Annotated in this window: 18 protein-coding genes and 3 tRNA genes; 17 read left to right on the top strand and 4 right to left on the bottom strand. The window is 36.9% G+C overall.

The features are described from left to right. Position 1: 1 nt before the first annotated feature. A complete protein-coding gene (locus BCU84_RS05350; protein WP_241906362.1) occupies positions 2-679 on the bottom strand; it encodes a transglutaminase-like cysteine peptidase in 678 nt (225 codons plus the stop codon). 751 nt (positions 680-1430) lie between these two features. Here BCU84_RS05350 and BCU84_RS05345 point away from each other — a divergent pair. The 17 genes from BCU84_RS05345 (at position 1431) to galU (ending at position 20738) form a co-directional block, all read left to right on the top strand. Next, on the top strand, positions 1431-2813 hold the full coding sequence (locus BCU84_RS05345) for a UDP-glucose/GDP-mannose dehydrogenase family protein (protein ID WP_102527067.1): 1383 nt from the start codon (positions 1431-1433) through the stop codon (positions 2811-2813). A 60-nt stretch (positions 2814-2873) separates the two neighbouring features. Further along, complete coding sequence (locus BCU84_RS05340) at positions 2874-4205, top strand: flippase (RefSeq protein ID WP_102527066.1); 1332 nt, start codon at positions 2874-2876, stop codon at positions 4203-4205. After that, positions 4198-5274 carry a polysaccharide pyruvyl transferase family protein gene (locus tag BCU84_RS05335; RefSeq protein ID WP_102527065.1) on the top strand — a complete coding sequence of 359 codons (1077 nt, stop codon included), beginning with the start codon at positions 4198-4200 and terminating at the stop codon, positions 5272-5274. Before BCU84_RS05340 ends, BCU84_RS05335 begins: the two co-directional genes overlap by 8 nt. 26 nt (positions 5275-5300) lie before the next feature. Then, entirely contained in the window at positions 5301-6143 is an 843-nt protein-coding gene (locus BCU84_RS05330) for a glycosyltransferase (RefSeq protein ID WP_102527064.1), read from the top strand. Next, positions 6136-7374 (top strand): O-antigen ligase family protein, encoded by a 1239-nt coding sequence (locus tag BCU84_RS05325; protein WP_102527063.1) that lies wholly within the window; start codon positions 6136-6138, stop codon positions 7372-7374. Before BCU84_RS05330 ends, BCU84_RS05325 begins: the two co-directional genes overlap by 8 nt. After that, positions 7358-8323: a hypothetical protein gene (locus tag BCU84_RS05320; RefSeq protein ID WP_102527062.1), complete on the top strand. Its 966-nt coding sequence runs from the start codon at positions 7358-7360 to the stop codon at positions 8321-8323. The genes BCU84_RS05325 and BCU84_RS05320 overlap by 17 nt, the downstream gene beginning before the upstream one ends. Further along, positions 8320-9525 carry a glycosyltransferase family 4 protein gene (locus BCU84_RS05315; protein WP_102527061.1) on the top strand — a complete coding sequence of 402 codons (1206 nt, stop codon included), beginning with the start codon at positions 8320-8322 and terminating at the stop codon, positions 9523-9525. The genes BCU84_RS05320 and BCU84_RS05315 overlap by 4 nt, the downstream gene beginning before the upstream one ends. Positions 9526-9528: 3 nt before the next feature. After that, entirely contained in the window at positions 9529-10722 is a 1194-nt protein-coding gene (locus BCU84_RS05310; RefSeq protein ID WP_102527060.1) for a glycosyltransferase family 2 protein, read from the top strand. Continuing rightward, positions 10712-11434, top strand: a complete 723-nt coding sequence (locus BCU84_RS05305) for a WecB/TagA/CpsF family glycosyltransferase (RefSeq protein ID WP_157936194.1) — start codon at positions 10712-10714, stop codon at positions 11432-11434. Before BCU84_RS05310 ends, BCU84_RS05305 begins: the two co-directional genes overlap by 11 nt. A gap of 149 nt (positions 11435-11583) precedes the next feature. Continuing rightward, entirely contained in the window at positions 11584-12984 is a 1401-nt protein-coding gene (locus BCU84_RS05300) for an undecaprenyl-phosphate glucose phosphotransferase (protein ID WP_229369894.1), read from the top strand. 13 nt (positions 12985-12997) lie between these two features. After that, the gene (locus BCU84_RS05295) at positions 12998-14212 is read left to right on the top strand and encodes an outer membrane beta-barrel protein (protein ID WP_157936193.1); all 1215 of its coding nucleotides are present in this window, start codon (positions 12998-13000) and stop codon (positions 14210-14212) included. 9 nt (positions 14213-14221) lie between these two features. Continuing rightward, on the top strand, positions 14222-14746 hold the full coding sequence (locus BCU84_RS05290) for a polysaccharide biosynthesis/export family protein (RefSeq protein WP_102527057.1): 525 nt from the start codon (positions 14222-14224) through the stop codon (positions 14744-14746). Further along, positions 14746-16956 (top strand): polysaccharide biosynthesis tyrosine autokinase, encoded by a 2211-nt coding sequence (locus BCU84_RS05285; RefSeq protein ID WP_102527056.1) that lies wholly within the window; start codon positions 14746-14748, stop codon positions 16954-16956. Before BCU84_RS05290 ends, BCU84_RS05285 begins: the two co-directional genes overlap by 1 nt. Continuing rightward, entirely contained in the window at positions 16953-17678 is a 726-nt protein-coding gene (locus BCU84_RS05280) for a CpsB/CapC family capsule biosynthesis tyrosine phosphatase (protein WP_102527055.1), read from the top strand. The genes BCU84_RS05285 and BCU84_RS05280 overlap by 4 nt, the downstream gene beginning before the upstream one ends. Positions 17679-17685: 7 nt before the next feature. Continuing rightward, entirely contained in the window at positions 17686-18408 is a 723-nt protein-coding gene (locus BCU84_RS05275; protein WP_133146620.1) for a hypothetical protein, read from the top strand. 7 nt (positions 18409-18415) lie between these two features. Continuing rightward, positions 18416-19765 carry an O-antigen ligase family protein gene (locus tag BCU84_RS05270; protein ID WP_102527053.1) on the top strand — a complete coding sequence of 450 codons (1350 nt, stop codon included), beginning with the start codon at positions 18416-18418 and terminating at the stop codon, positions 19763-19765. Between the two features lie 91 nt (positions 19766-19856). Then, positions 19857-20738, top strand: a complete 882-nt coding sequence (gene galU, locus BCU84_RS05265; RefSeq protein WP_102527052.1) for a UTP--glucose-1-phosphate uridylyltransferase GalU — start codon at positions 19857-19859, stop codon at positions 20736-20738. A 432-nt stretch (positions 20739-21170) separates the two neighbouring features. On the opposite strand, the gene BCU84_RS05260 is transcribed toward galU, so the two are convergent. The 3 genes from BCU84_RS05260 to BCU84_RS05250 all read right to left on the bottom strand — a co-directional run bounded on the left by BCU84_RS05260 (position 21171) and on the right by BCU84_RS05250 (position 21517). Then, positions 21171-21247 (bottom strand) — tRNA-Met (locus BCU84_RS05260). Between the two features lie 88 nt (positions 21248-21335). Then, a tRNA-Met gene (locus tag BCU84_RS05255) sits at positions 21336-21412 on the bottom strand. A 28-nt stretch (positions 21413-21440) separates the two neighbouring features. Next, a tRNA-Met gene (locus BCU84_RS05250) sits at positions 21441-21517 on the bottom strand. Between the last annotated feature and the right edge of the window lie 51 nt (positions 21518-21568).

Below are 21568 nucleotides of genomic sequence, written 5' to 3'. Positions count from 1 at the left end.
ATTATTGGCCTTGCTCAATTCTTTCCATCAGTGCAGTCCAATCTTTGGAACCTGCTCCGCTTTTTACTTTATTGCCTAACCCTTGAGCTTTCGCTAACCATAACCCTTGACCGTTAAACGAATAAATTGGCTTCAAGTCACGACGTTTGTTTGCTGGGAGAATTCTAGTGTTCAAGTTGTCTAATACCAGTGGCATTGAACTGGGGGTATCTGAATAAATAAGAACCATGTGAGGTTCATTAATCGTTAGTGCACGGACATACATTAACCTTAACTTTGATTCATCTATACCCAGTGCTAATAAAGTCATGTACTTAAAAATCGCGAAATCTTCACAATCACCGGCTCCTGTACCTAAAGACTCTATAGGCGTTGCCCAATAATCTTGTTTTTTCCAATGCTTGATATCTGATTTGAAACTAATGTTTCGATTAGAAAACTGATTTACAAGATTTAATTTTGACAGTATCTCGGATTGTTGTTCTGCCTTAATTAACGCTTCCCATTTATAAAAAATATCCAATCTTTCAGTGGTGTAACGATTCTTGAGCTGTTCATAAAATTCTATATTAAATGTTTTTTCTGAAATAAAAGAAAAGCAGCAAAAGCTAAACAGCAATAATGCTATTGGAAGTCGGCTTATCATGTTCCGCTTATTAGAAACAATATAAACACTCATAAATAATGCTAGATATTGATTAGGTATCATTAATGATCGCAATTATGATTAAAAAACGAACTAACTTAGGGCGTAGACTTTGAGTTGATATCACGTTTACTTTACCAGCCGCTTTATCGGAAGTCATTTTTACTCTAACTGTAATTTAATTTCAAAATAATTGACCCTTGTAATGAAAACGTAATAATTTTGTTTTTTTACCTCGTCCTTCAAGTATCTATCGCTTTAGCGTGTAAGTGTATGAGGTATAGGTAATATGTGACTTACTTATTGACGTTTTGCACATTTTAAAATAAAAAACCTGTTATATCAATGGTTGTAAGTGTGTCGTTCGAGTGTCATAATATTGACACTTGTTTGGTTTAAGATAATTTCAACTTGGTTTGATTATTGCTTGTATTGATGTGTTTTATCGTTTGCTTTTAACATGTAATAAATTTTCATAATAAATTTTAGTTATTTAAAACATGGGTTTAATATCGAGTGGTGGCTTAAAAGTGAAATATTAAATAGCCATTGTCATTAAATTTTAACCTAAACCAAGCTAAAGTTGGTGTTTGTTTTAGAGATGTTGTGTGTTTATTGCTTTGTTGTGGTGCACCGGGCGGCTTACGTTAAGTTTATTTCAAGTTTATTGAGTATATAGAAATTAGGATTTATGGAAGAGATGTGCAGCAATCTGGAAGCTGAAATTCAGGGGCGGTAGCGTGTCTTTTCTTGCTATTAATGGAATATGTGTAAGAGGTTTTAGATGAAAGTCACTGTTTTTGGTATTGGTTATGTTGGGTTAGTGCAGGGTGCAATTTTAGCGGATGCGGGTCACGACGTATGCTGTATTGATGTTGACCAGAATAAAATTGATAACTTGCAAAAGGGCATTATCCCAATCTATGAACCTGGCTTGAGCTCTATAGTAGAAAAGAACTATGCCGAAGGGCGTTTAACGTTTTCAACGGAGGCGGAGTTTGGTGTTAACTTTGGAGAGTTGCAGTTTATTGCCGTTGGTACTCCTCCTGATGAAGACGGATCTGCTGACCTTAAGTATGTTTTGAAAGTGGCAGAAACAATCGCTACCCATATGAATTCTAGTAAAATTGTGATTGATAAATCAACGGTTCCAGTTGGGACGGCTGATAAAGTACAAGCGATGATAACAAATGTCCTTAATGAACGTTTTTTAAGCCGTGAGTCTCAACCTAAATTCTCAGTAGTATCTAATCCAGAGTTTTTAAAAGAAGGCTCAGCTGTATCAGATTGCAAACGTCCCGATCGCATTGTCATCGGAACCCATTCTAAATATGCAGAAGATTTAATGCGTGAACTTTACGAGCCTTTTAATAGAAATCACGAAAAAATAATTGTGATGGATGTCAAAAGCGCTGAATTAACCAAATATGCCGCAAATTGTATGTTAGCGACTAAAATTAGTTTCATGAATGAGATGGCTAATATTGCTGAAAAAGTTGGCGCTGATATCGAGCAAGTAAGACAAGGTATTGGATCTGACTCAAGAATTGGATTTCAATTTATTTATCCTGGTTGTGGTTATGGTGGTTCATGTTTTCCTAAAGACGTACAAGCATTAGTGAAAACTTCAGATGCGATAGGGTATGAATCTCAAATACTTAAAGCTGTTGAAGCAGTCAATTACTCGCAAAAAAATAAACTTTTTGAATATATTTGTCAGCATTATTTTCCTGAATTGAATCATCAAGCTGTTATAGAAAATAAAAGCTTAACAGGTAAAACTGTGGCGGTATGGGGTTTAGCATTTAAGCCTAATACTGATGATATGCGTGAAGCTCCCAGCCGAGTGCTTATGGATTCTTTATGGCAAGCGGGGGCTAAGGTTCAAGCGTTTGACCCAGAATCAATGGAAGAAGCGCAGCGGATATATGGTAATCGCAACGATTTAGGCCTTATGGGGACAAAAGAAGCTGCATTGAATGGCGCTGATTTATTGGTGATATGCACTGAGTGGCAAAGCTTCAAAGCACCCGATTTCGATAACATGAAGTCACTTTTAAATGAAGCTGTCATTGTCGATGGTCGAAACTTATTTAATGTGCAGCGCATGCAACAAAAAGGCATTAAGTATTACAGTATTGGCCGTACACCAAAGCAGATGAATTAGAAGAATATAAACTGCGTAAGTAAATGTTGACCGTAGAATTAACTAAGACTTTTACCATGGATGATAAGTTTGAAGAGCGCTACAAGTATGTCGAACCAACATAAGAAATCGAAATATAATTTTGCCAATACTGGTTGGTTACTTATCGAGAAAGTGTTGCAGTTGTTTCTTGGTTTAGGCGTCGCTATTTATGTTGCGCGTTATCTTGGCCCTGAGGATTATGGGGTGCTGAGTTATAGCCAAAGCTTAGTGATGATGTTTTCTGCAATAGCAGCTTTGGGGATCGATAATGTTATCGTAAGAGAGTTAACCCAAGATAGAGATAATGTTCACCGAATCATACCTTCGGCTATCATAATGAAGTTGAGTGGTGGCGCTTTGTCTGCCTGCCTTTCGACTGTGACAGCTTGGATAATTGCCCCCAGTCCTGACATGGCTGTATTAGTTGCAATTATTTCAGTTTCTATGATGTTCAATAGCTCTATTGTAGTGAATTTATTCTTTCAATCTATTGAGAAAATTAAGTTCTCAGCAATCGCAAATTCATTTGCTTTTACTTTCTCTGCTTTAACTAAAGTGACGTTTATTTTAATTAATGCTCCTTTGAGTTGGTTTGCTTTTGCTTTATTACTTGATTCAATTTATATCGCAATTGCATTATTAATCGTGTTTCTTCGCTTCAAACCACAAATGGCCGTTAAATACACCTTTGATTATAGCTTTGCAAAACGTGTTTTTTTGGAGTCTTGGCCTTTAATATTTTCAATGTTAGCTGTGATGGTTTATTCCAGAATAGATCAACTCATGCTAATGCAAATGATTGGTAAAGAGGCTGTGGGACACTACTCAGTAGCAGTGAAACTCTATGATGCAGCAATTGTTTTACCCACAGCAATTATAGTGAGCTTTTTTCCAAGAGTGGTTAATGCGATGAAAGAAACTGATATTGCGACAGCATTTAATCGTTATTTCCAAATACCCATAATATTAGCTATATCGATTGCAATATTTGTTACTTTGACTTCATTTTGGTTTATCCCATTATTATTTGGTGAGCAATATCAAGCATCGAGCTCTGTACTTAATATTTTGATTTGGGGGGCAATTTTTACTGTTCTAGGGATGATTCGCTCTCGTTGGGTCACGATGAAAAAACTTCAGAAGTACACCATTGTTTATGTCGTTATTGGAATGAGTATCAATATTTTATTGAACCTTATATTAATACCTAAGTATGGAATTACAGGCGCTGCATGGGCAAGTTTTGCTGCTCAAGTTTGTTCTGGATACATTGGCGTATTACTGATGAGAAAAACTCGACCATTTTTTAGAATAGCATCAAATTTACTTAACCCATTTAGATGGAATTTTCACAGAGGGATTCATGGATAGCACTGTTTTTTTTAGACCGATTACTCAATATGAGAACTTGGGTGATTTAGTGATCAACCAAGAATTATTGAAAGCATTGCCGGTAAATTCTTCTGTAGTGATAGAAGCCAAAGGTGTACCAACATGGTTCGTTGAAGCCTTGATTAAAGATATCAAGATTGAACAGGTTCTAACTGAAAAAAAACCTTTTTATAAAAGAGTGATTAAATCAATATTCAGTCATAAACAAACTTACTTTTTAGATGTTCCTGGGCATGTTTTTTATGAAGCTGCGGATAGAAGTGGTTGGTTTAGGTTCATTAAAATGCGCTTATTTAGCTTATTGGGGATCCGTTATGTTCGTCTCGGTGTCTCATTAGGGCCCTATGGTGACTCTGCATTAGCACTTGAGGTGCAAAAGAGTAGAGCCTATTTTTATACTGGCGTGCGTGAAAAATATAGTCACCAATATTTAAAGAGTGTCGGGATTAATAAGTTTGAGTACTTTCCAGATTTTGGTCTATGTTTAGATTATTCATCAGGTGACAAGACAGAAAAGTGTGGCGTTGGGTTTTCTTTTCGTTCAGGAGTTGTTTCATCAAATGCTAATAATGCTGAAAACACGCTAGCAATTTGTGATGCATTAAACACCATCAAGCAGTCTTATCAGCTAACACCGATAGTTCAAGTTAACCTCGATGATGATTACATGTCTTTGCTTGCTAATGAAATAGAGCTAGACACAGCGAGTATTACTTTTTTTGACCATGACGCAGACAAAATATTCAGTGCATATGAGAATGTTAAATTCGTCATTTCAAATAGGCTACATGTGTTAATTTTCGCTTTATCTAGAGGTGCGATGGTGATTCCGTATATCGATAGGAGTCGACATACGAAAGTGACAGGTGTGTTTGAAGATATTGGGTTGGGTGATGTGATATATGATATCGCAAATCCAACTGACATTATTGAACACTTACAGTTAGTTGAAAGCATCTTTAGTGGGCTCTGTGTCGAGAGTATTTTTAAAGATAAGAAGCAAAAAATTACTAAAATCTTATCAGAATCAGTTTTTAAAACTGATTAATTGTCATTGTTTACGGAAGAGTATTGATGTTAGTCAGTGTCTATATCACCACCAAAGATCGTCTTGAGCTACTAAAAAGAGCTGTAGAATCAGTCATTTCTCAGACCTATGCTCATGTTGAGATTATTGTCGCAGATGATGGTTCAACCGATGGTTCTCATGATTATCTCCGCAACATGCAAGCCGAGGGAAAACTAACGGCGATAATAAACGCGGGTGAATCAAAAGGTGCTTGTTACGGTAGGAACCGAGCCATTGAATTAGCGAAAGGTGAGTTCATCACCGGTCTCGATGATGATGACTACTTTGAAAACTGGCGAATTGAAGCTTTCTTAGACTACTGGAATAAAGAAAAAGTAGACAATAAAAATATTGCAGGCCTATTTGATAGTGTTATTGAGTTAAGAAGTGATGGCAAGCATAAATACAATGAAACTAGTTTCGTTTCATATGATCAGTTAAGACACAGTAATGCTGTAGGTAATCAAGTTTTTACCAAGACAGAATATCTTAAAGCGATTGCTGGGTTTGATGAAAAAATGCCAGCATTACAAGACTGGGATACATGGATTAGACTAACTGAAAAATATGGGGAACTGATAAATATTCAGAAGTTTTCTTATATTATCGATCAAATCCATGGAGAAGTGAGAATTTCTGAAAAGAAAAGTGCGCGTATTAGAGGTGCTTTCTCCCTGCTGCAAGAGAAATTACATCCAATGAGCTTCTCGGAAAAGGTCAGTGTGACAGATGCTCTTTATCGTTATAAGCAGATAGACATTAATATTAATGAGATCTTTGTTCTGCTATTAGGTTTTAAGTTTAGAAAAATCGCACAAGTATTAAAATGGAAAATGTTGAATGGTTAATTCATTTTATATTTTTTCTCCATTGCTATTTTATATCGTTTTCTTACGTTCTTCTTTAGATCCTGTTCTTGAGTTAACTAAAGTTGCAGGTATTGGAATGGGGGCCGTTCTTAATTTACTTGTCGTTTGTTTTTTTGTAATTGTATGTTTTATTAAAAAGTTTGAATTGCCACGCAGTTTTTTCAAGGTATGGTCACTCTTTATTGTTACAGGGTTGATCTCTTTGGTTATATCTCCTGACAAACTTGGTTCGGCTAGATCTTTTTTTGCGGTATTAACTTATTATTCAATTTTCTCTTTATCATTTTACTTTATAAAAAGTAGAGAGGACTTCGCAAGTATAATAAAGTTAGTGGTTTATTCAGCTGTAATTCCATTTTGTTTTGTATTTAAAGAGTTCGCGCTGCCTGCAGCAAGTTATACAAAAGATGGTTTTAGATTGTTTGCATCATTTTCGCATCCTAATATCTTTGCATTTTATTTAGTTTTAGTTATTTCAATATGCTTTTATGCGATGAAGTCTAAAGTTATTATGTTTGAAGCGTCATTTATAAAGCATGCGAAACTCATTTTATTCTTCGGTATTATCTGTTTGTTAATAACAAAAACAAGAAGTGCTTGGGCAGCGCTTTTATTTGTTTTTATCTTTTATGGTCTCCTTTCTGAAAGGCGATATTTACTGTACCTGTTTGTACTTGGTGCAGTTGCTATGTTCATCCCTTCGATACAAGAACGAGTAGTAGATATTTTTAGCGGTGTTACTGCTGATGACTTAGCTTATGGGGAGGTTTTAAACTCTTATGCGTGGCGTCAAATTGTATGGATTGCTTCATGGGACTATATTATTGCTAAGCCGTTTTTCGGCCATGGTTATGATACTTTTTCTTACTATTTCCTCGAATTTTTTCCATTAGAGGGCTCCAGCAAATTTGATGCCCATAATGCATATGTTCAAATAGCTTTCGATATGGGTTTTGTAGGTGTTATAGGTTTCTTAACCATTTTCTTATCTATCATCAAAGAGATGTTGTCTTACTATAAGTTTGATAAGCCCGGTACGGCTATCCTGTTGGGTGTTATTTTATCTTATATGCTCGTTTGCTATTCGGATAACATGTTTTTTTACTTATCTTACAATTGGTACTTTTGGTTAGTTATGGGTTCTTTTTATTACCTTTCAAGATTGGAAGCGAGTTCACTCCATAGGAGTTTACATGCAGTTAATGTCTAAAATAGATTTGACGATTGTTTTAAGAGCATTTTCAATTTTTGCAATTGTTTCTGGTCATTTGGGGTTTATTCATTTAGCTGGTGGTTCTTTCTATTTAATTTTTCTGTCAGGTTATAATTTCGTTAGATTTAATTACCCTAAAGTTAAACGGGCAAATGCTGGTAAGGCTTACTTTGATATTGTTTCCTTTGTAAAAATATACTTTGGGTTCATCATCAAGATAATTGTTCCTGTTTTACTCTATACATTTTTTATCTACGCATTTTTAGGCCGATTTTACCTTGGTGGCGTTTTTCTTGTATCTAATTTTATTGGCCCTAACTATGCTGATGGTTTAACATTTTGGTTTATTGAGGTTTTGGTTCAAATATATGTTTTGTTTGGCTTAGTTATGATTTCAAATTATTTCTATTTTTGGATTAGTAAAAAGCCTTACCAATCATTTTTGTTCGGATTTGTTATGTTTTACATGCTTTCCATTGTGTGCCGAATGATATGGGACACAAGCTTTTACTTAGATAGATTTCCTCACTTAATGATGTATATATTTTTTGCAGGTGCTTTAGTTGCTTTTAGTACTGATACTAAAAAGAAAGTAATTACTTCAGCTATATTATGCTTGATAGCCCTAGAGTTTGTTTTGTTTGATTTTAATAGCAAAGTATTATTTTTAATGTTGGGAGCTATTACAACGGTTTGGGTCGACAGAATTTCAATTCCAAAGGTATTGCATTGGCCTATTAATATTATCGCCATGTCATCCTTATTTATCTATTTAGTTCATTTTCAAGCTAAGTCCTTAATTGATAAATTGATCCCCAATTTACCAGCATTTGCCGTGGTGTTATTTGCGTTATTGACAGGGATTATCATGTCTGAGTGCTGGAAAAGAAGATCTAAATTTATTCAGTTTTCAAAAAAATCGTTTTCAAAAGGTCATTCTAAGTGAAAATTACTTATTTTATTAATCAGTACCCTCAAGTCAGCCACACTTTTATAAGACGTGAAATCATAGCGCTAGAGCAACAAGGTTTTGAGATTCAACGCATTGCTCTTCGTGGCTGGGATGCTGATATCGCTGATGAAACAGATAAAATAGAACGTTCTAAGACGCAATATTTACTCAAAGATGGGGTGAAATCGCTTGTTCCATTTTTTGTTAAGCGATTAGTGAAACAGCCTGCCTCTATCATTCGTGCAATAGTAAGTGCCGTTAAGTTATCAAAAATGTCAGAACGGAGTTTACCTTATCATTTGGTTTATCTTCTTGAAGCTTGCAAGTTAGCCAGCTTTATGGAGCAGTTTGATAGTCGTCATGTGCATGCTCATTTTGGCACTAATTCTACAGAAGTTGTGATGTTAGCCAATTTGCTTATCAATACACCTTACAGCTTTACTGTTCACGGACCTGAAGAATTTGATAAACCACTTAGTCTTCATTTAAATGAGAAAATTGCCAATTCAAAGTTTGTATCAGCAATTACATCTTATTGTCGTTCGCAGCTGTTTCGCTGGGCAGATTATGACGATTGGTCAAAAATTAAAATTGTTCATTGTGGTCTGGATGAAACGTTTTTACAGGGCCAGGTAACAGATCCTAGTATTTCAAGCACGAGACAATTTTTGTGCATCGGTCGCTTATGTGAACAGAAGGGACAATTGCTGTTACTAGAAGCATTTAAGGATTTAGTGGCGGTTGATCCGAATGTAAAACTGATTTTAGCCGGTGACGGTGATATGCGTCCTCAAGTTGAGTCATACATTAGTCAATTTGGTTTACATGAACATGTCGACATAACTGGATGGATAAGTTCGGGCGAAGTTAAGCGTTTATTAACTGATTCAGATGCAATGATTCTACCTAGTTTTGCTGAAGGTTTGCCCGTTGCGATTATGGAAGCTATGGCAATTGGTACCCCCGTATTAACGACTTACATAGCGGGCATACCTGAGCTTTTGACAACAAATGAAAATGCGATTCTATTTCCTGCTGGCGATGTAAGTGCCACGACAAAAGCAATGAAAGACTTCATTGAGCTAGATGAGGCTGCTTTATCTATACTCATTCATAATGCTTATTCAAGTGTTGCGACAAGGCATAATATTAATGTCGAAGCGGCAAAATTAGCTTGTCACATTAGACAAGGATAGAAGATGTTTACTCTAGATAACATAATTTCGTTTTTGGTTTTGATTATCATCGGTGTACCTACATTGATGATCAGCCTAGAGCTGCTCATAGGCCAGAGATTCAGTCGAAATAAGTTAGAAAGCATAAATAGACAACCGTGCTCAATATTGATGCCAGCCCATAATGAAGAGCTCGTGATTGAGCAAACTATACTGGCGCTTTTACCTCAGCTAATTGAGGGAGATCGATTCATCGTCATTGCAGATAATTGTACCGATAATACAGTCAGTATTTGTCAAATTCATTCAGTTGAAGTGATTGAGCGGCATGACCTTCATCAAGCAGGTAAAGGGTTTGCACTTGATTATGGGGTACAACATTTAAGTAAATCAGTGGATATTCCACAAACCTTGGTGGTTTTAGATGCCGATTGTGAATTTGAACAAGGAAGTCTTGATAAACTTGTTAATCAAAGCCAAATTCAAAATTCAGTTATTCAATCTCTTTATTTAATGAAGTCTCCTACTGGCGCATCGATTAAAACTCGTGTTGCCGAATTTGCTTGGTTAGTTAAAAACAAGATTAGACCTACCGGTTTAGCAAAAATGAAAATAGGTTGTCATCTGCAAGGTTCGGGTATGGCGTTTCCATGGCGATTATTCACAAAGGTGTCTTTTGCTAGCGGCAGTATTGTTGAAGATCTGGAGCTAGGATTAAAGCTTGCTAGTATTGATGAACAAGCTAAATTCTATCCTCATGCTGTGGTTAATAGTTATTTTCCTGAGTCTTCTTCTGGCACCGAATCTCAACGAACTCGCTGGGAGCATGGCCATATTAGCGCCATGTCTATATTGCCTCACATGATGTTGACAGCATTGGTTAAAGGGAGAGTGAATGTATTTTTATTGGCATTAGATGCAGCTATCCCACCAACAGTGCTGTGGATTTTTATCGTAGTGCTAACTAATTTTCTAACCTTAATATTGTTACTCCTCGGGTTGCCTACTGCCAGTTACATTAGTTTGACCTTATTATTCGTTTTAGTTGGAGCCATAGCTATTTCTTGGTTATTTAATGGTCGAAGTATCATTAAGTTGAAAGATATTTTTGGCATTTTGGCGTATGTGTTTAGTAAGTTTTCAATCTATAAAAAATTCTTTACGGCAAGACAAAAAGAATGGGTAAGAACAGAGCGAGATGACAAATATGAACAGTAGTTCAATACTCGAAAAAGTTTCGTATATAGAAAAATCTAAAGTCGACGATTTCATTAATCATTTAATTAATGTTAATCAGCCAACGAGCTTGGGTTTTTTGAATCAACATGGCTATAACCTAATCGCTAAGTCCACTGAGATTGACGAATCTTTTAGGCAATTAGATTATGTGTTGCGTGATGGCATAGGCATCAAAATAGCGTGTAAATACAATCGTATTTCAGCTGGTGAGAACTTAAATGGTACTGACTTAATTCCTACAATTATTAAGCAAGCGCAATTTATCCACTCTGATATCAACTTTATAGTCTATGGCACAGTAGAGCCATGGTTGAGCATAGGCGCAAACAAGCTTTTTCTTGGCAACGACTATCAATCTTTAGACGGTTTCAAAGACGATGAGGCTTATTTAGACCATTTCAAAGAAAACTGTCGTGATGAAAGGTTCAATATTGTTGTGTTAGCGATGGGGATGCCAAAGCAAGAAAGAGTCGCGAAGCTCCTTAAGCATGCTAACTCCGCAAGAACCTTAATTATTTGTGGTGGTGCAATCATTGATTTTCAAGCAGGTCGCCATTCACGAGCTCCAGATTTTTATCGAAATAACGGTTTAGAGTGGCTTTACCGATTAAGTAAAGAGCCAAAAAGGATGTTTTCTCGGTATGTTGTAGGCATTCCAATTTTCTTTGCGAATGTAGCGTTAAGAAAATAAATATATGTAGTGATTTGTGTCTAGCACTAAAGGCTATTCAGCGTCATATCTATCCAACTAAAGTTCCAATTAAGCCATTCTGTATTTTTAATATCATCAAGCAAATTTATTATTACAATTCAGTATTCACTTTTTAAAAGGAGTAATTTGTGGATAAGCCCTCAAACTTCCATGTTGCACGAAATGGCTTAGCTTTTGCGTTTCGTCTGGCAGATGTTAGCTTTCTCATTGCAGCATTTTTTATCATGCTTTCTTTTCACGAAGTTGCATTTGATAGAGAGTATTTTTTGCTACTGATGGCAGAACTCTTTTTCTACTTATATTTAGCAGAATCGATATCAATATACCGTTCTTGGCGATTAAGTAGTTTTCTTTACGTCCTTGGATTGATGTCCACAGTATTAGTCGTTTCGTTTTTTATACTAATCACAGCTGTTTTTTTATTTAAACAAGGAGACTACTACTCAAGAGTGGTGATGTTTGGCTGGTTTAGCTTATCAATGTTACTTCTTGTTGGTTGGAGATTATTAGTTCGAATTGTTAAGCGAAGTATGCGACGTAATGGTTATAGTTTACAGAAAGTTGCCATTATCGGTATGACTCAATCTGGCACCAACTTATACCAAGAACTTAATGAAAATATTGAGTTGGGTCTTCAGTGCGTAGGTTTTTACGATGATAGAGAGCCAGAGAGAATTAATGGCGAATATTTAAAGTTGCTAAATGGCTCTATTGATAAAGTTGTAGCAATGGCTAAAAAAGGTGAAGTGAAAAAGCTTTATATCTGTTTGCCTATGTTAGCAGAAAAAAGAATTTCAAATATTATTCATCAATTGGGCGATTCGACAGTCGATGTTTTAATTTTACCGGACTTTTTACTTAAAAATTTGATGCATGCGCGTATAGGCCATGTTGGTGACTTGGATACGATTAGTGTTTTTGAATCACCAGTACATGGGATGAAAAACTTCTATAAACGAACTTTTGATATTTTATTTAGTTCGTTGGCGATTATTGCTATTTCACCTGTTTTAATGGTGATAGCAATAGCGATTAAATTGACTTCCCCGGGAGCTGTGATCTTTAAACAAGATAGGTATGGTCTTGGTGGTGAGAGGATTAAAGTATTCAAATTCCGGTCAATGACGGTGACTGAAAATGCTGCCAAGGTCACCCAAGCGACGAAAAATGACAGCCGTCTGACTTCTATTGGGGGGTTCCTAAGGCGAACTTCACTAGATGAACTGCCTCAGTTTTTTAATGTTTTATTAGGCACTATGTCAGTTGTTGGGCCTAGGCCTCATGCGGTTGCTCATAATGAAGAATATCGCCAACTGGTTGCTTATTACATGTTGCGTCATAAAGTTCGTCCCGGCATTACAGGTTGGGCACAGGTTAATGGTTGGCGTGGTGAAACAGACACGATTGATAAAATGGAAAAACGTGTCGAATACGACTTAGCATACATACGTCATTGGTCTCTTTGGTGGGACGTTAAAATAATTTTTAAGACAGTTTTTAAAGGCTTTACTGGAAATAATGCTTACTAACATGGAGAGTAAAATGAGAACCTTGATAGGCAATAAAAATATAATAGCAGTGTTAGTTGGTGCATTATTTGTCCCTGTTGCACAGGCTCAGAACACTGAAAATGCCGTCGTGATTAAAACTGATTCAGGGATCGATTTCACCCCAGGGTTAAATGCGAGTGTGAAATATGATGACAATATCGCAAGTGCAAACCTTGATACTGAAGACAGTATGATTTTAGTGGTAACTCCTGCTCTTAAAGCTGAACTTCTTAGTGGCAATAGCTCTTATACCGCCGAAGCTGGTATTGAATATGCTGAATATTTCAGCAGCAGTGACGATAACTATTTAGATGGTTTATTTCGATTAAAAGCAGATGTGGAACTTAACCAGTCCAATCGGTTTAATATCATTGGTTCATACATTGCGGGTCATGAAGATAGGGGTACAGGTATTTTCGAAGGCGCAGGTAACCTGCAGGTAGAGCCCAATACCTATGATGTATATGCCATTGGCGGTTATTACGAGTATGGAGCAAGAAGTACGCCAGCAAGATTAAGAATTAACGCTAAATACTTAGAAAAAGAATACAAACGATATGAAGAGCTAACTCAATATAAAAACTACACAGATGTAACTTTTGGTGGTTCGTTTTATTACGATGTGAGCCCTACAGCGAGCTTAGTTGCAAGCATTCAAAGCATTGATACTGAGTATAACAAGAGTCCACAAGACATCGAATTACAAAATCGAGACAGTGTAACGACCAATTATTTACTCGGAGCAGACTGGGAAGCTACGGCCTCTACAGAAGGTAAAGTGAGAGTAGGTTATCAACAGAAAAGTTTTGATAATAGTATTCGAGATGACTTTAGCGGTTTAACCTGGGATGTAGATATCACGTGGAGGCCATTAACTTATAGTGCATTGACGCTAAAAACAGGGCAGAGCAGTAAAGATCCTAACCTTTTAGGAGACTATGTACGTGAGACAAGTTACGGGGCTTCATGGGAGCATAATTGGACAGAGCTTTTTTCAACTAAACTAGGTTATGAAAGAGTAGAGGACGACTTTACTGGCATTATTAGGGAAGACAAAACATCAACGTACCAAGCCGCGATAGGATATTCAGTCGCGCGTTGGCTAATGTTAAGAGCAGGCGTTGATATTAATGAAAGTCGTTCATCGAGTGATATATACGAATTTGATAGAAATGTGTATTACATCAATGCTGAAATGACTTTGTAAAGGAAGGTTATGAAATTAGTTCTGTTGTTATTAGCGCTTGTGTTTACAAGCGTTAATGCTTTTGCCGAAAATGATGAAGATAATCATAGGTTATCGGCTGGCGATACGATCGTAATAAAAGTTTATGGTGAAGAAAAGCTGACGTTAGAAACCAGATTGACCAACAGTAGTACGGTTAATTATCCATTTTTAGGTACGTTAGCACTTAAAGGCTTAACAGTGAAAGAAGTTGAGAATTTAATTTATTCCGGATTGAAAGGTGACTACTTTGTCGAGCCTAGTGTTTATGTAGGTATTGTGCATTACCGTCCATTTTACATTCATGGCGAAGTAAAAAAACCTGGCGGGTATCCTTATCAACCTGGGATGACAATAAACCAAGCTGTAGCATTGGCTGGAGGATTAACAGAGAGAGCTTCAACAGATAAAATCTTTATCTCTCGTGAAGGAACCAAAACTCAGTCTGAAAGTGCGGAGATTAAAACTAAAATCAATGCTGGTGATACGGTAACCATAGAACAGAGATTTTTTTAATGATATCAACAACACCTATCGAAAAAACATCACCTATTCTTCCTGAGCAGTTAATTGACTTTAAAAAACTCTTTAAGCCGTTACTGTATTTTAAGTGGCGCATTCTAGCTTTTTCTATTCTTGTTACCGCACTGACAGTGTTTGTGGTGATGAGTATGAAGCCTATTTATTCAGCCACATCGACGCTATTGATAGAGTCTGAACAAGCGAGTGCGATTAAAATTGATGAAGTGTATGGCATTAATTCAGGGCAACGGGAATATTATTTAACTCAATTCGAAATCCTTAAATCCCGCTCCATTGCTGAAAGGGTTTTTAACGAATTAGATTTGGAGAATCATCCGCAATTTCAGCCACAGCCATCGTTATTCAAGCAATTTAAAAATAACTTTGATTTTCTGCCAAAAGAAGAAAGTGCCCCAGTTGATCACAATAAAGTGTATCAACAAAGAGTGAGTGGTTTTGCAAGTAACATTTTTATTAGACCAATTCGTAAAACTCAGTTAGTTAATATTAGTTACGAAACCCCCGACCCAGAGCTCGCATCCTTAGTCTCCAATGCTGTAGGCGATGCGTACATTTTGAGTCAATTAGAAGCTAAAGCTGGGATGACTCAAAAAGCCAATATTTGGCTAGGTGGACGATTAGAAGACCTACGTGTCAATCTTGATGCATCAGAACATCGTTTAGAGCAGTTTAGAATTAAAAACGGCCTTGTGGATGTTGAAGGGGTTACAGCGCTAGATGCAAAAGAGTTGCAGCGTTTGAGTGATGAGATTACCGTTGCGAGATCTCGTAAAGCGCAAGCTGACAGTTTCATGGCCGTTGTTAAGAAGTATGGTGCAAATGACATTGGCAGATTAGAAAGTTTACCAGAAGTCACTTCTCATCTTTCTATTCAAAATGTCAAACGTGAAGTCAGTATTGTCGAACGTAAAGTGTCTGAATTAAAGCAAGTATATGGCCCTAAACACCCAAAATTAATTGCAGCTAACGCAGAATTAGCCACAGTTGAAAAAAACTTGCGCATACAAATTGGCCGTTTGGTGCAGGGTATCGAAGATGAAGCGCAAACAGCGACTCAAAACCTAAAAGCGTTAGAGCAACAGTTTAATAGTTCTAAAGGTGACTTTCAGGATCTAAGTACCATTGATACCACATACAAACGTTTGGTTCGTGAAGTTAATACTAATCAACAATTATTTGAAAGCTTTCTTTCTCGCCAAAAAGAAACGGAAGTGACAGGTGATTTTGACTCGCCTGTTGCACGCTTTACCGATAGGGCTGTAACACCTTACAACCCTATTAAACCTAACAAGAAACTCATTGTTGTGGCTGCTTTCTTAGCCAGTTTTATTTTTGCTATGGTGGTTGTTTTAGTGCTTGATGCGTTAAACGATACAATCAAAACAACTGACGATGTTGAAAAAGTACTATCGCAGCGAGCGTTAGGTTATATCCCTAAAGCGGATAAGAAAGCCAGTTATGATGAAGTTAATTTTGCATTTTTTGACAGTAACGCCAAGATGCATGCTGAGTCAGTACGAACGATTAGAACATCGCTTTCTTTAATGGCGTTGGGGCAAGAACTTCGGATTATTGAAGTCTCATCTTCATTTCCCAATGAAGGGAAAACTACAGTAGCGATGAATTTAGCATTTGCTTTTTCAGGTATGGAAAAAGTGCTGATAATTGATGCTGATATGAGAAAGCCTAATATTGGCAGCCGGTTTGGTTTACCAAACTATCAACCTGGGTTATCAAATGTGCTATCAGGTGCTGATGATATTAATTCCTGCATTGTGAGAGATGTTAAGCCTAATGTTGATGTGTTAGCTGCAGGAGCCATTCCGCTCAACCCTCAAGAATTATTGTCATCTCCTTACTTTGCTGAAGTCATGACAATACTGAAGCAGCAATACACTAAAATTATTGTTGATACCCCTCCGATTCAAGCAGTAAGTGATGCGCTTGTTATAGCGCCCCACAGTGATGCAGTTGTCACCGTGGTTAAAGCTGCTACCACTCGCTCAGAAGCTGTTAAATTAACCTTGGCTAAATTATACCAGGCTCGAGGCAAAGTCTTCGGTGTCGTGCTAAATCAACTGAATATCAAAGACGCTCAACAGTATCATGGTCAATATGGTTATTATCAACCTTATGAAAGTAACGAGGTTGAAGTTCAGCTACCTGTTGATAAAGCCTCGTGATAGATATTCATTGCCACGTACTTCCTGGAATTGATGATGGTGCAAAAGATTTACAAGAATCGATTGCACTCATTAATTTGTCCGTTGAACAGGGAATTACCAGAATAGTGGCCACGCCTCATATTCACATTGGAATATATGATAACAACCTGAAAATTATCAATGACGCTGCAAATATAGTAAGAGATGAGCTTAAAGCTCAAGGCATGAATATTGAATTAAGCGTTGCGGCTGAAGTGCGCATCTGCCCTGAAATTATTTTATTTGCCCAGCAAGGTTTATTACCTTTTATTGGAGATTATCAAGAAAAAAAGGTTCTATTGCTTGAACTACCAAGTAGCCATATACCTGCTGGTGCTGACAAACTGATTGACTGGTTACTCAATTTTGACATCATTCCGATGATTGCACACCCTGAAAGAAATAGAGAACTGCAACAATATCCAGAAAGAATAAAGGTCTTTCAACAAAGGGGCTGTTTATTTCAATTAACGGCAGCTTCATTGTTAGGGCAATTTGGAGAGTTACCTCAATTGACGAGTGAACGGTGGTTAAAAGAAAAGCTATATAATATTGTCGGCTCAGATTGTCATTCTATTAAGCGAAGACCACCAAAACTTCTAGAAGCTAGAAACGTGATCGCTGAACTTATAGATGAAGAATATGCTCAACAGTTAGTACATGACTTTCCTAATCTAATCTCTAAGCGACTTTTTTCATAAATGGAATATGATGCATAAAATGCCCTCAACACGCAGATTAATTTATGCTGCATTGATTGTTGTTTTGTTAGCTTTTCTACCTTTACTTATACAAAAAGGTGTAGCGAATGCCTATCATTTTAAAACCTTATTTTATTTAAAATTGTGGGAAGGCAATCAGCAGCCATCAAAAGCTCAATTTCAACAAGCGAAAGTTGCAGCTGTGAATGCTTATTCGCTAGATAACTCAAACCCTCATTACATATTATCATTTGCAAAAGTATTGGAGTGGGGGGCTTATCATCAGTTCTATGACATTGATGTCAAAAAACATAGTCAGCTCTATATGACAGCTATAAAGTTACGGCCATTGTGGCCTAATGCTTATGCAGATTATGGGGCTAGTCTCGCGTTTTTAAATAGTGACCTCGATACAGCTTGGCCTCTATTAGAAAAAGGCTTACGTTATGGCCCTTATACTCCTGAGGTCTTAAGGCAAGTGCTTGCAGTAGGATTCTTTTTTTGGCCTCAATTATCTGTGGAACAGAAAAAGCTTGTACTTGAAACGAGTTTGGTTGCAGTTGAGTCACAATGGTCTATGAAATTAGAACTGCAGCAATTAACAAGAAATTATCAGCGTACATCGGTTGTGTGTAGTTATATGAAATACACTGCTATAGAGATTTCAGAGGCCGGACAACAATGGGTTTCAGAATCTTTATGTCACCATTTTTATAAAAGGTTTGGTTGATAAATAAATGGAAACTTCTTCACGAATTTCAAAGTATTTTATTTGCTTTCTCTGTAGTTTAATTATCATCGCTCCGCTCCCTTTGGGGAGTAATCGAATTTGGGCTTGGTCGATTTTAGAATTAGCTGTATTCAGTTTGGCTTGTTTTCACCTTGCTTATTGTGCGAAGCATGAAAAACCAATTTTAAGTTTTGATTGGCAAAAGACTCTGTTGATTCCGATTGTGGTTATGTTGGTGTATTTATTACTTCAAGTTATTGGAGTCATACCAGGAATTGACACTGTAGATGCTTATCAAACGACTCATCAATTATTGAAAACGCTCACTTATTTAATATTTGTCCTGTTACTAAGTGAGTATTGCAAAGATGAAAGAATGTTACGTTGGGTTGTTTTTAGCATTATTTTGTCGGGATGTTTTCAAGCATTCTACGGTTCTTTTGTTTATTTGTTAGATTTAGATGTTTCACCTGTTTTTCATTTTTCTGAAGGTGATAAAGCAAGAGGAACTTTTGTCTATCAAAATCATTTTGCTAACTACTTAGCATTATGTCTTGCTATTGCAGTGGGTTGGCTTATTTCTGAGTTGAATACTCAACGACAAGCGTTTGAATTCAGGCAAGCTTTCTTGAATGCCTTATCAACAATGTTTAGTAGAAAGTTGATTTTGCGACTAGCCATTATTTTAATGATTATTGGTTTAATTTTAAGTCGTTCAAGAATGGGAAATGCTGGCTTTTTTACTGCATTAATAGTGGTTTCTGTCTTCGCAATATTTTGCTATCGAAGACCACCTATTTTATTAAAACCGTTAGTGATCAGTATTATTATTTTGGACTTAATTATTGTCGGTTCTATATTTGGCGTTGAGAAGGTAAAACAAAGAATTGAAGATACCAGTTTTGCTTCTGAGACACGTGATCTGGTTGTCATTGATAGTATGCCAATAATTAAAGATAACTGGTTAACGGGTACTGGAGGTGGGAGTTTTTATACTACTTTTCCTAGCTACCAGCCTAGACCATACAGCGGTTTTTATGATCATGCTCATAATGAATATATACAATTCTCAATCGAGTATGGAGTGATTATTTCTGCAATGCTTGGCTTGTGGGTTTTATACGGGCTCTATTTAGCGTGTAAAACAATGCATAAACGAAATAATAAATTCTATAAAGGCGTGGCCTTTGGTAGTGCTATGGCTATTGTTCACATGTGCATACACAACATGGTTGATTTCAACTTGCAATCCCCCGCTAATACTCTGCTTTTTTTAACTATTTTAACCTTGTGCTGGTTATCTTATAACCTTCCTTCTGACTTGAAAAAACGGCCACGAAGGCATCGCGGAGATTAAGCGAAAGGTAATAAGAAATTTAAGTTTTTCTTGAAATAATATTTTCAAATTTTTTACAATTAATTTTAACTTTGACTATAAAAGGACTCATATGAAAGTTGTTATTCCTGTTGCGGGACTAGGTACCCGAATGCTGCCAGCAACCAAAGCAATTCCAAAAGAAATGTTGCCACTTGTTGATAAGCCATTGATTCAATATATTGTGGACGAATGTGTTAAAGCCGGTGTGAAAGAGATTGTTTTAGTCACACATGCGAGTAAAAATGCTATTGAAAACCATTTTGATAAATCTTATGAGTTGGAATCAACACTCGAGAAGCGTGTTAAACGTCAATTATTAAAAGAAGTGCAGGGCATATGCCCTAAAGATGTCACGATTATGCACGTTCGCCAGGGAGAAGCTAAAGGTTTAGGTCACGCCGTGTTGTGTGCTAAACCTTGTATCGGTAATAACCCATTTGCAGTTGTGCTGCCCGATGTGATTCTAGATGAGTATACTGCTAATCAAAGCTCAGAAAATTTAGCCGCGATGATCAGCCGTTATGAATCTACCTTTGCAAGCCAAATCATGGTCGCACCTGTCGCTACAGAAGAAGTGCATAAGTACGGTATTGCTGATTGTGATGGTGTTGAAGTCTTAGCGGGTGATTCAACTAAGATTGTTAAAATGGTTGAGAAGCCATCAATTGAGGAAGCTCCCTCAAATCTTGCTGTTGTTGGTCGTTATGTTCTCTCTGAAAAAATTTGGGATTTATTAGCCAAAACGCCTGCTGGTGCAGGTGATGAGATTCAATTAACCGATGCCATTGATATGTTAATAGAATCTGACGCTGTAGAAGCGTTTAACATGACGGGCAAATCTCACGATTGCGGCGACAAGTTAAGTTATATGGCTGCCTTTGTCGAGTACGGCTTGAATAATAAGAAGCTTGGAAAAGATTTTAAAGAGATTATCAAAAAGCTGGTTAAATAAACTTACCTAGCATTAATTGAATGCGCTGCAGTTATTTGTAGCCATGAACAGCAACAAAAGCCCTGGAATATGCTTTCAGGGCTTTTTTGTACCCGCAGGCTTTTAAATTTAAAAAGTATATGAGTTGATGTTTGTGTTCAGAATGTTTATTAAGACCTGTTTACTAAGATTAAGACCTGTTTACTAAGAAGGGGATATTCTGACCTGTGTATTCGCTTAATAATCACTAAAAGGCATAAACCACAACTTATACAAGTATCGAGGGTAAGCGCGAGTGATAAGTTTTGGCTTGAAGGCAGTGACTCAAATGTGTGCAAACGTTATTCACGGATTAATGAAAAAGGTTTAATTTATGAAAAATCAATCAAAGAAGATGTTTAGAAGAGAAGCATTACATTGAGATACTAGAGGAAAACTATTTGAATATTAAATTGGTTGCGGGAGCTGGATTTGAACCAACGACCTTCGGGTTATGAGCCCGACGAGCTACCAAACTGCTCCATCCCGCGTCCGATTTAACTATCTTGAGACAAATTGAAATGTATTAACTCTGATTTCAGAGTGTTACAAACTTATAAATTGGCATTTATAAGAAATTGGTTGCGGGAGCTGGATTTGAACCAACGACCTTCGGGTTATGAGCCCGACGAGCTACCAAACTGCTCCATCCCGCGTCCGATTTTTCAATTTTCAATAAGTAAGTGGTTGCGGGAGCTGGATTTGAACCAACGACCTTCGGGTTATGAGCCCGACGAGCTACCAAACTGCTCCATCCCGCGTCCGTACTTATTAATTCAATTAGTTTATTTTATTGGTTGCGGGAGCTGGAT

It is taken from the genome of Shewanella sp. 10N.286.51.B7 (assembly GCF_002873615.1).
In the GTDB taxonomy this organism is placed as follows: Bacteria; Pseudomonadota; Gammaproteobacteria; order Enterobacterales; family Shewanellaceae; genus Shewanella; species Shewanella electrodiphila.
This window is presented reverse-complemented; position numbering and strand designations above follow the sequence as displayed.

What these genes read in the sequence shown, in the direction of transcription:
- BCU84_RS05350 (WP_241906362.1), bottom strand. Translation starts at nt 679, where the DNA reads ATGAGTGTTTATATTGTTTCTAATAAGCGGAACATGATAAGCCGACTT.
- BCU84_RS05345 (WP_102527067.1), top strand. Translation starts at nt 1,431, where the DNA reads ATGAAAGTCACTGTTTTTGGTATTGGTTATGTTGGGTTAGTGCAGGGT.
- BCU84_RS05340 (WP_102527066.1), top strand. Translation starts at nt 2,874, where the DNA reads ATGATAAGTTTGAAGAGCGCTACAAGTATGTCGAACCAACATAAGAAA.
- BCU84_RS05335 (WP_102527065.1), top strand. Translation starts at nt 4,198, where the DNA reads ATGGATAGCACTGTTTTTTTTAGACCGATTACTCAATATGAGAACTTG.
- BCU84_RS05330 (WP_102527064.1), top strand. Translation starts at nt 5,301, where the DNA reads ATGTTAGTCAGTGTCTATATCACCACCAAAGATCGTCTTGAGCTACTA.
- BCU84_RS05325 (WP_102527063.1), top strand. Translation starts at nt 6,136, where the DNA reads ATGGTTAATTCATTTTATATTTTTTCTCCATTGCTATTTTATATCGTT.
- BCU84_RS05320 (WP_102527062.1), top strand. Translation starts at nt 7,358, where the DNA reads ATGCAGTTAATGTCTAAAATAGATTTGACGATTGTTTTAAGAGCATTT.
- BCU84_RS05310 (WP_102527060.1), top strand. Translation starts at nt 9,529, where the DNA reads ATGTTTACTCTAGATAACATAATTTCGTTTTTGGTTTTGATTATCATC.
- BCU84_RS05305 (WP_157936194.1), top strand. Translation starts at nt 10,712, where the DNA reads ATGAACAGTAGTTCAATACTCGAAAAAGTTTCGTATATAGAAAAATCT.
- BCU84_RS05295 (WP_157936193.1), top strand. Translation starts at nt 12,998, where the DNA reads ATGAGAACCTTGATAGGCAATAAAAATATAATAGCAGTGTTAGTTGGT.
- BCU84_RS05290 (WP_102527057.1), top strand. Translation starts at nt 14,222, where the DNA reads ATGAAATTAGTTCTGTTGTTATTAGCGCTTGTGTTTACAAGCGTTAAT.
- BCU84_RS05285 (WP_102527056.1), top strand. Translation starts at nt 14,746, where the DNA reads ATGATATCAACAACACCTATCGAAAAAACATCACCTATTCTTCCTGAG.
- BCU84_RS05275 (WP_133146620.1), top strand. Translation starts at nt 17,686, where the DNA reads ATGATGCATAAAATGCCCTCAACACGCAGATTAATTTATGCTGCATTG.
- BCU84_RS05270 (WP_102527053.1), top strand. Translation starts at nt 18,416, where the DNA reads ATGGAAACTTCTTCACGAATTTCAAAGTATTTTATTTGCTTTCTCTGT.
- galU (WP_102527052.1), top strand. Translation starts at nt 19,857, where the DNA reads ATGAAAGTTGTTATTCCTGTTGCGGGACTAGGTACCCGAATGCTGCCA.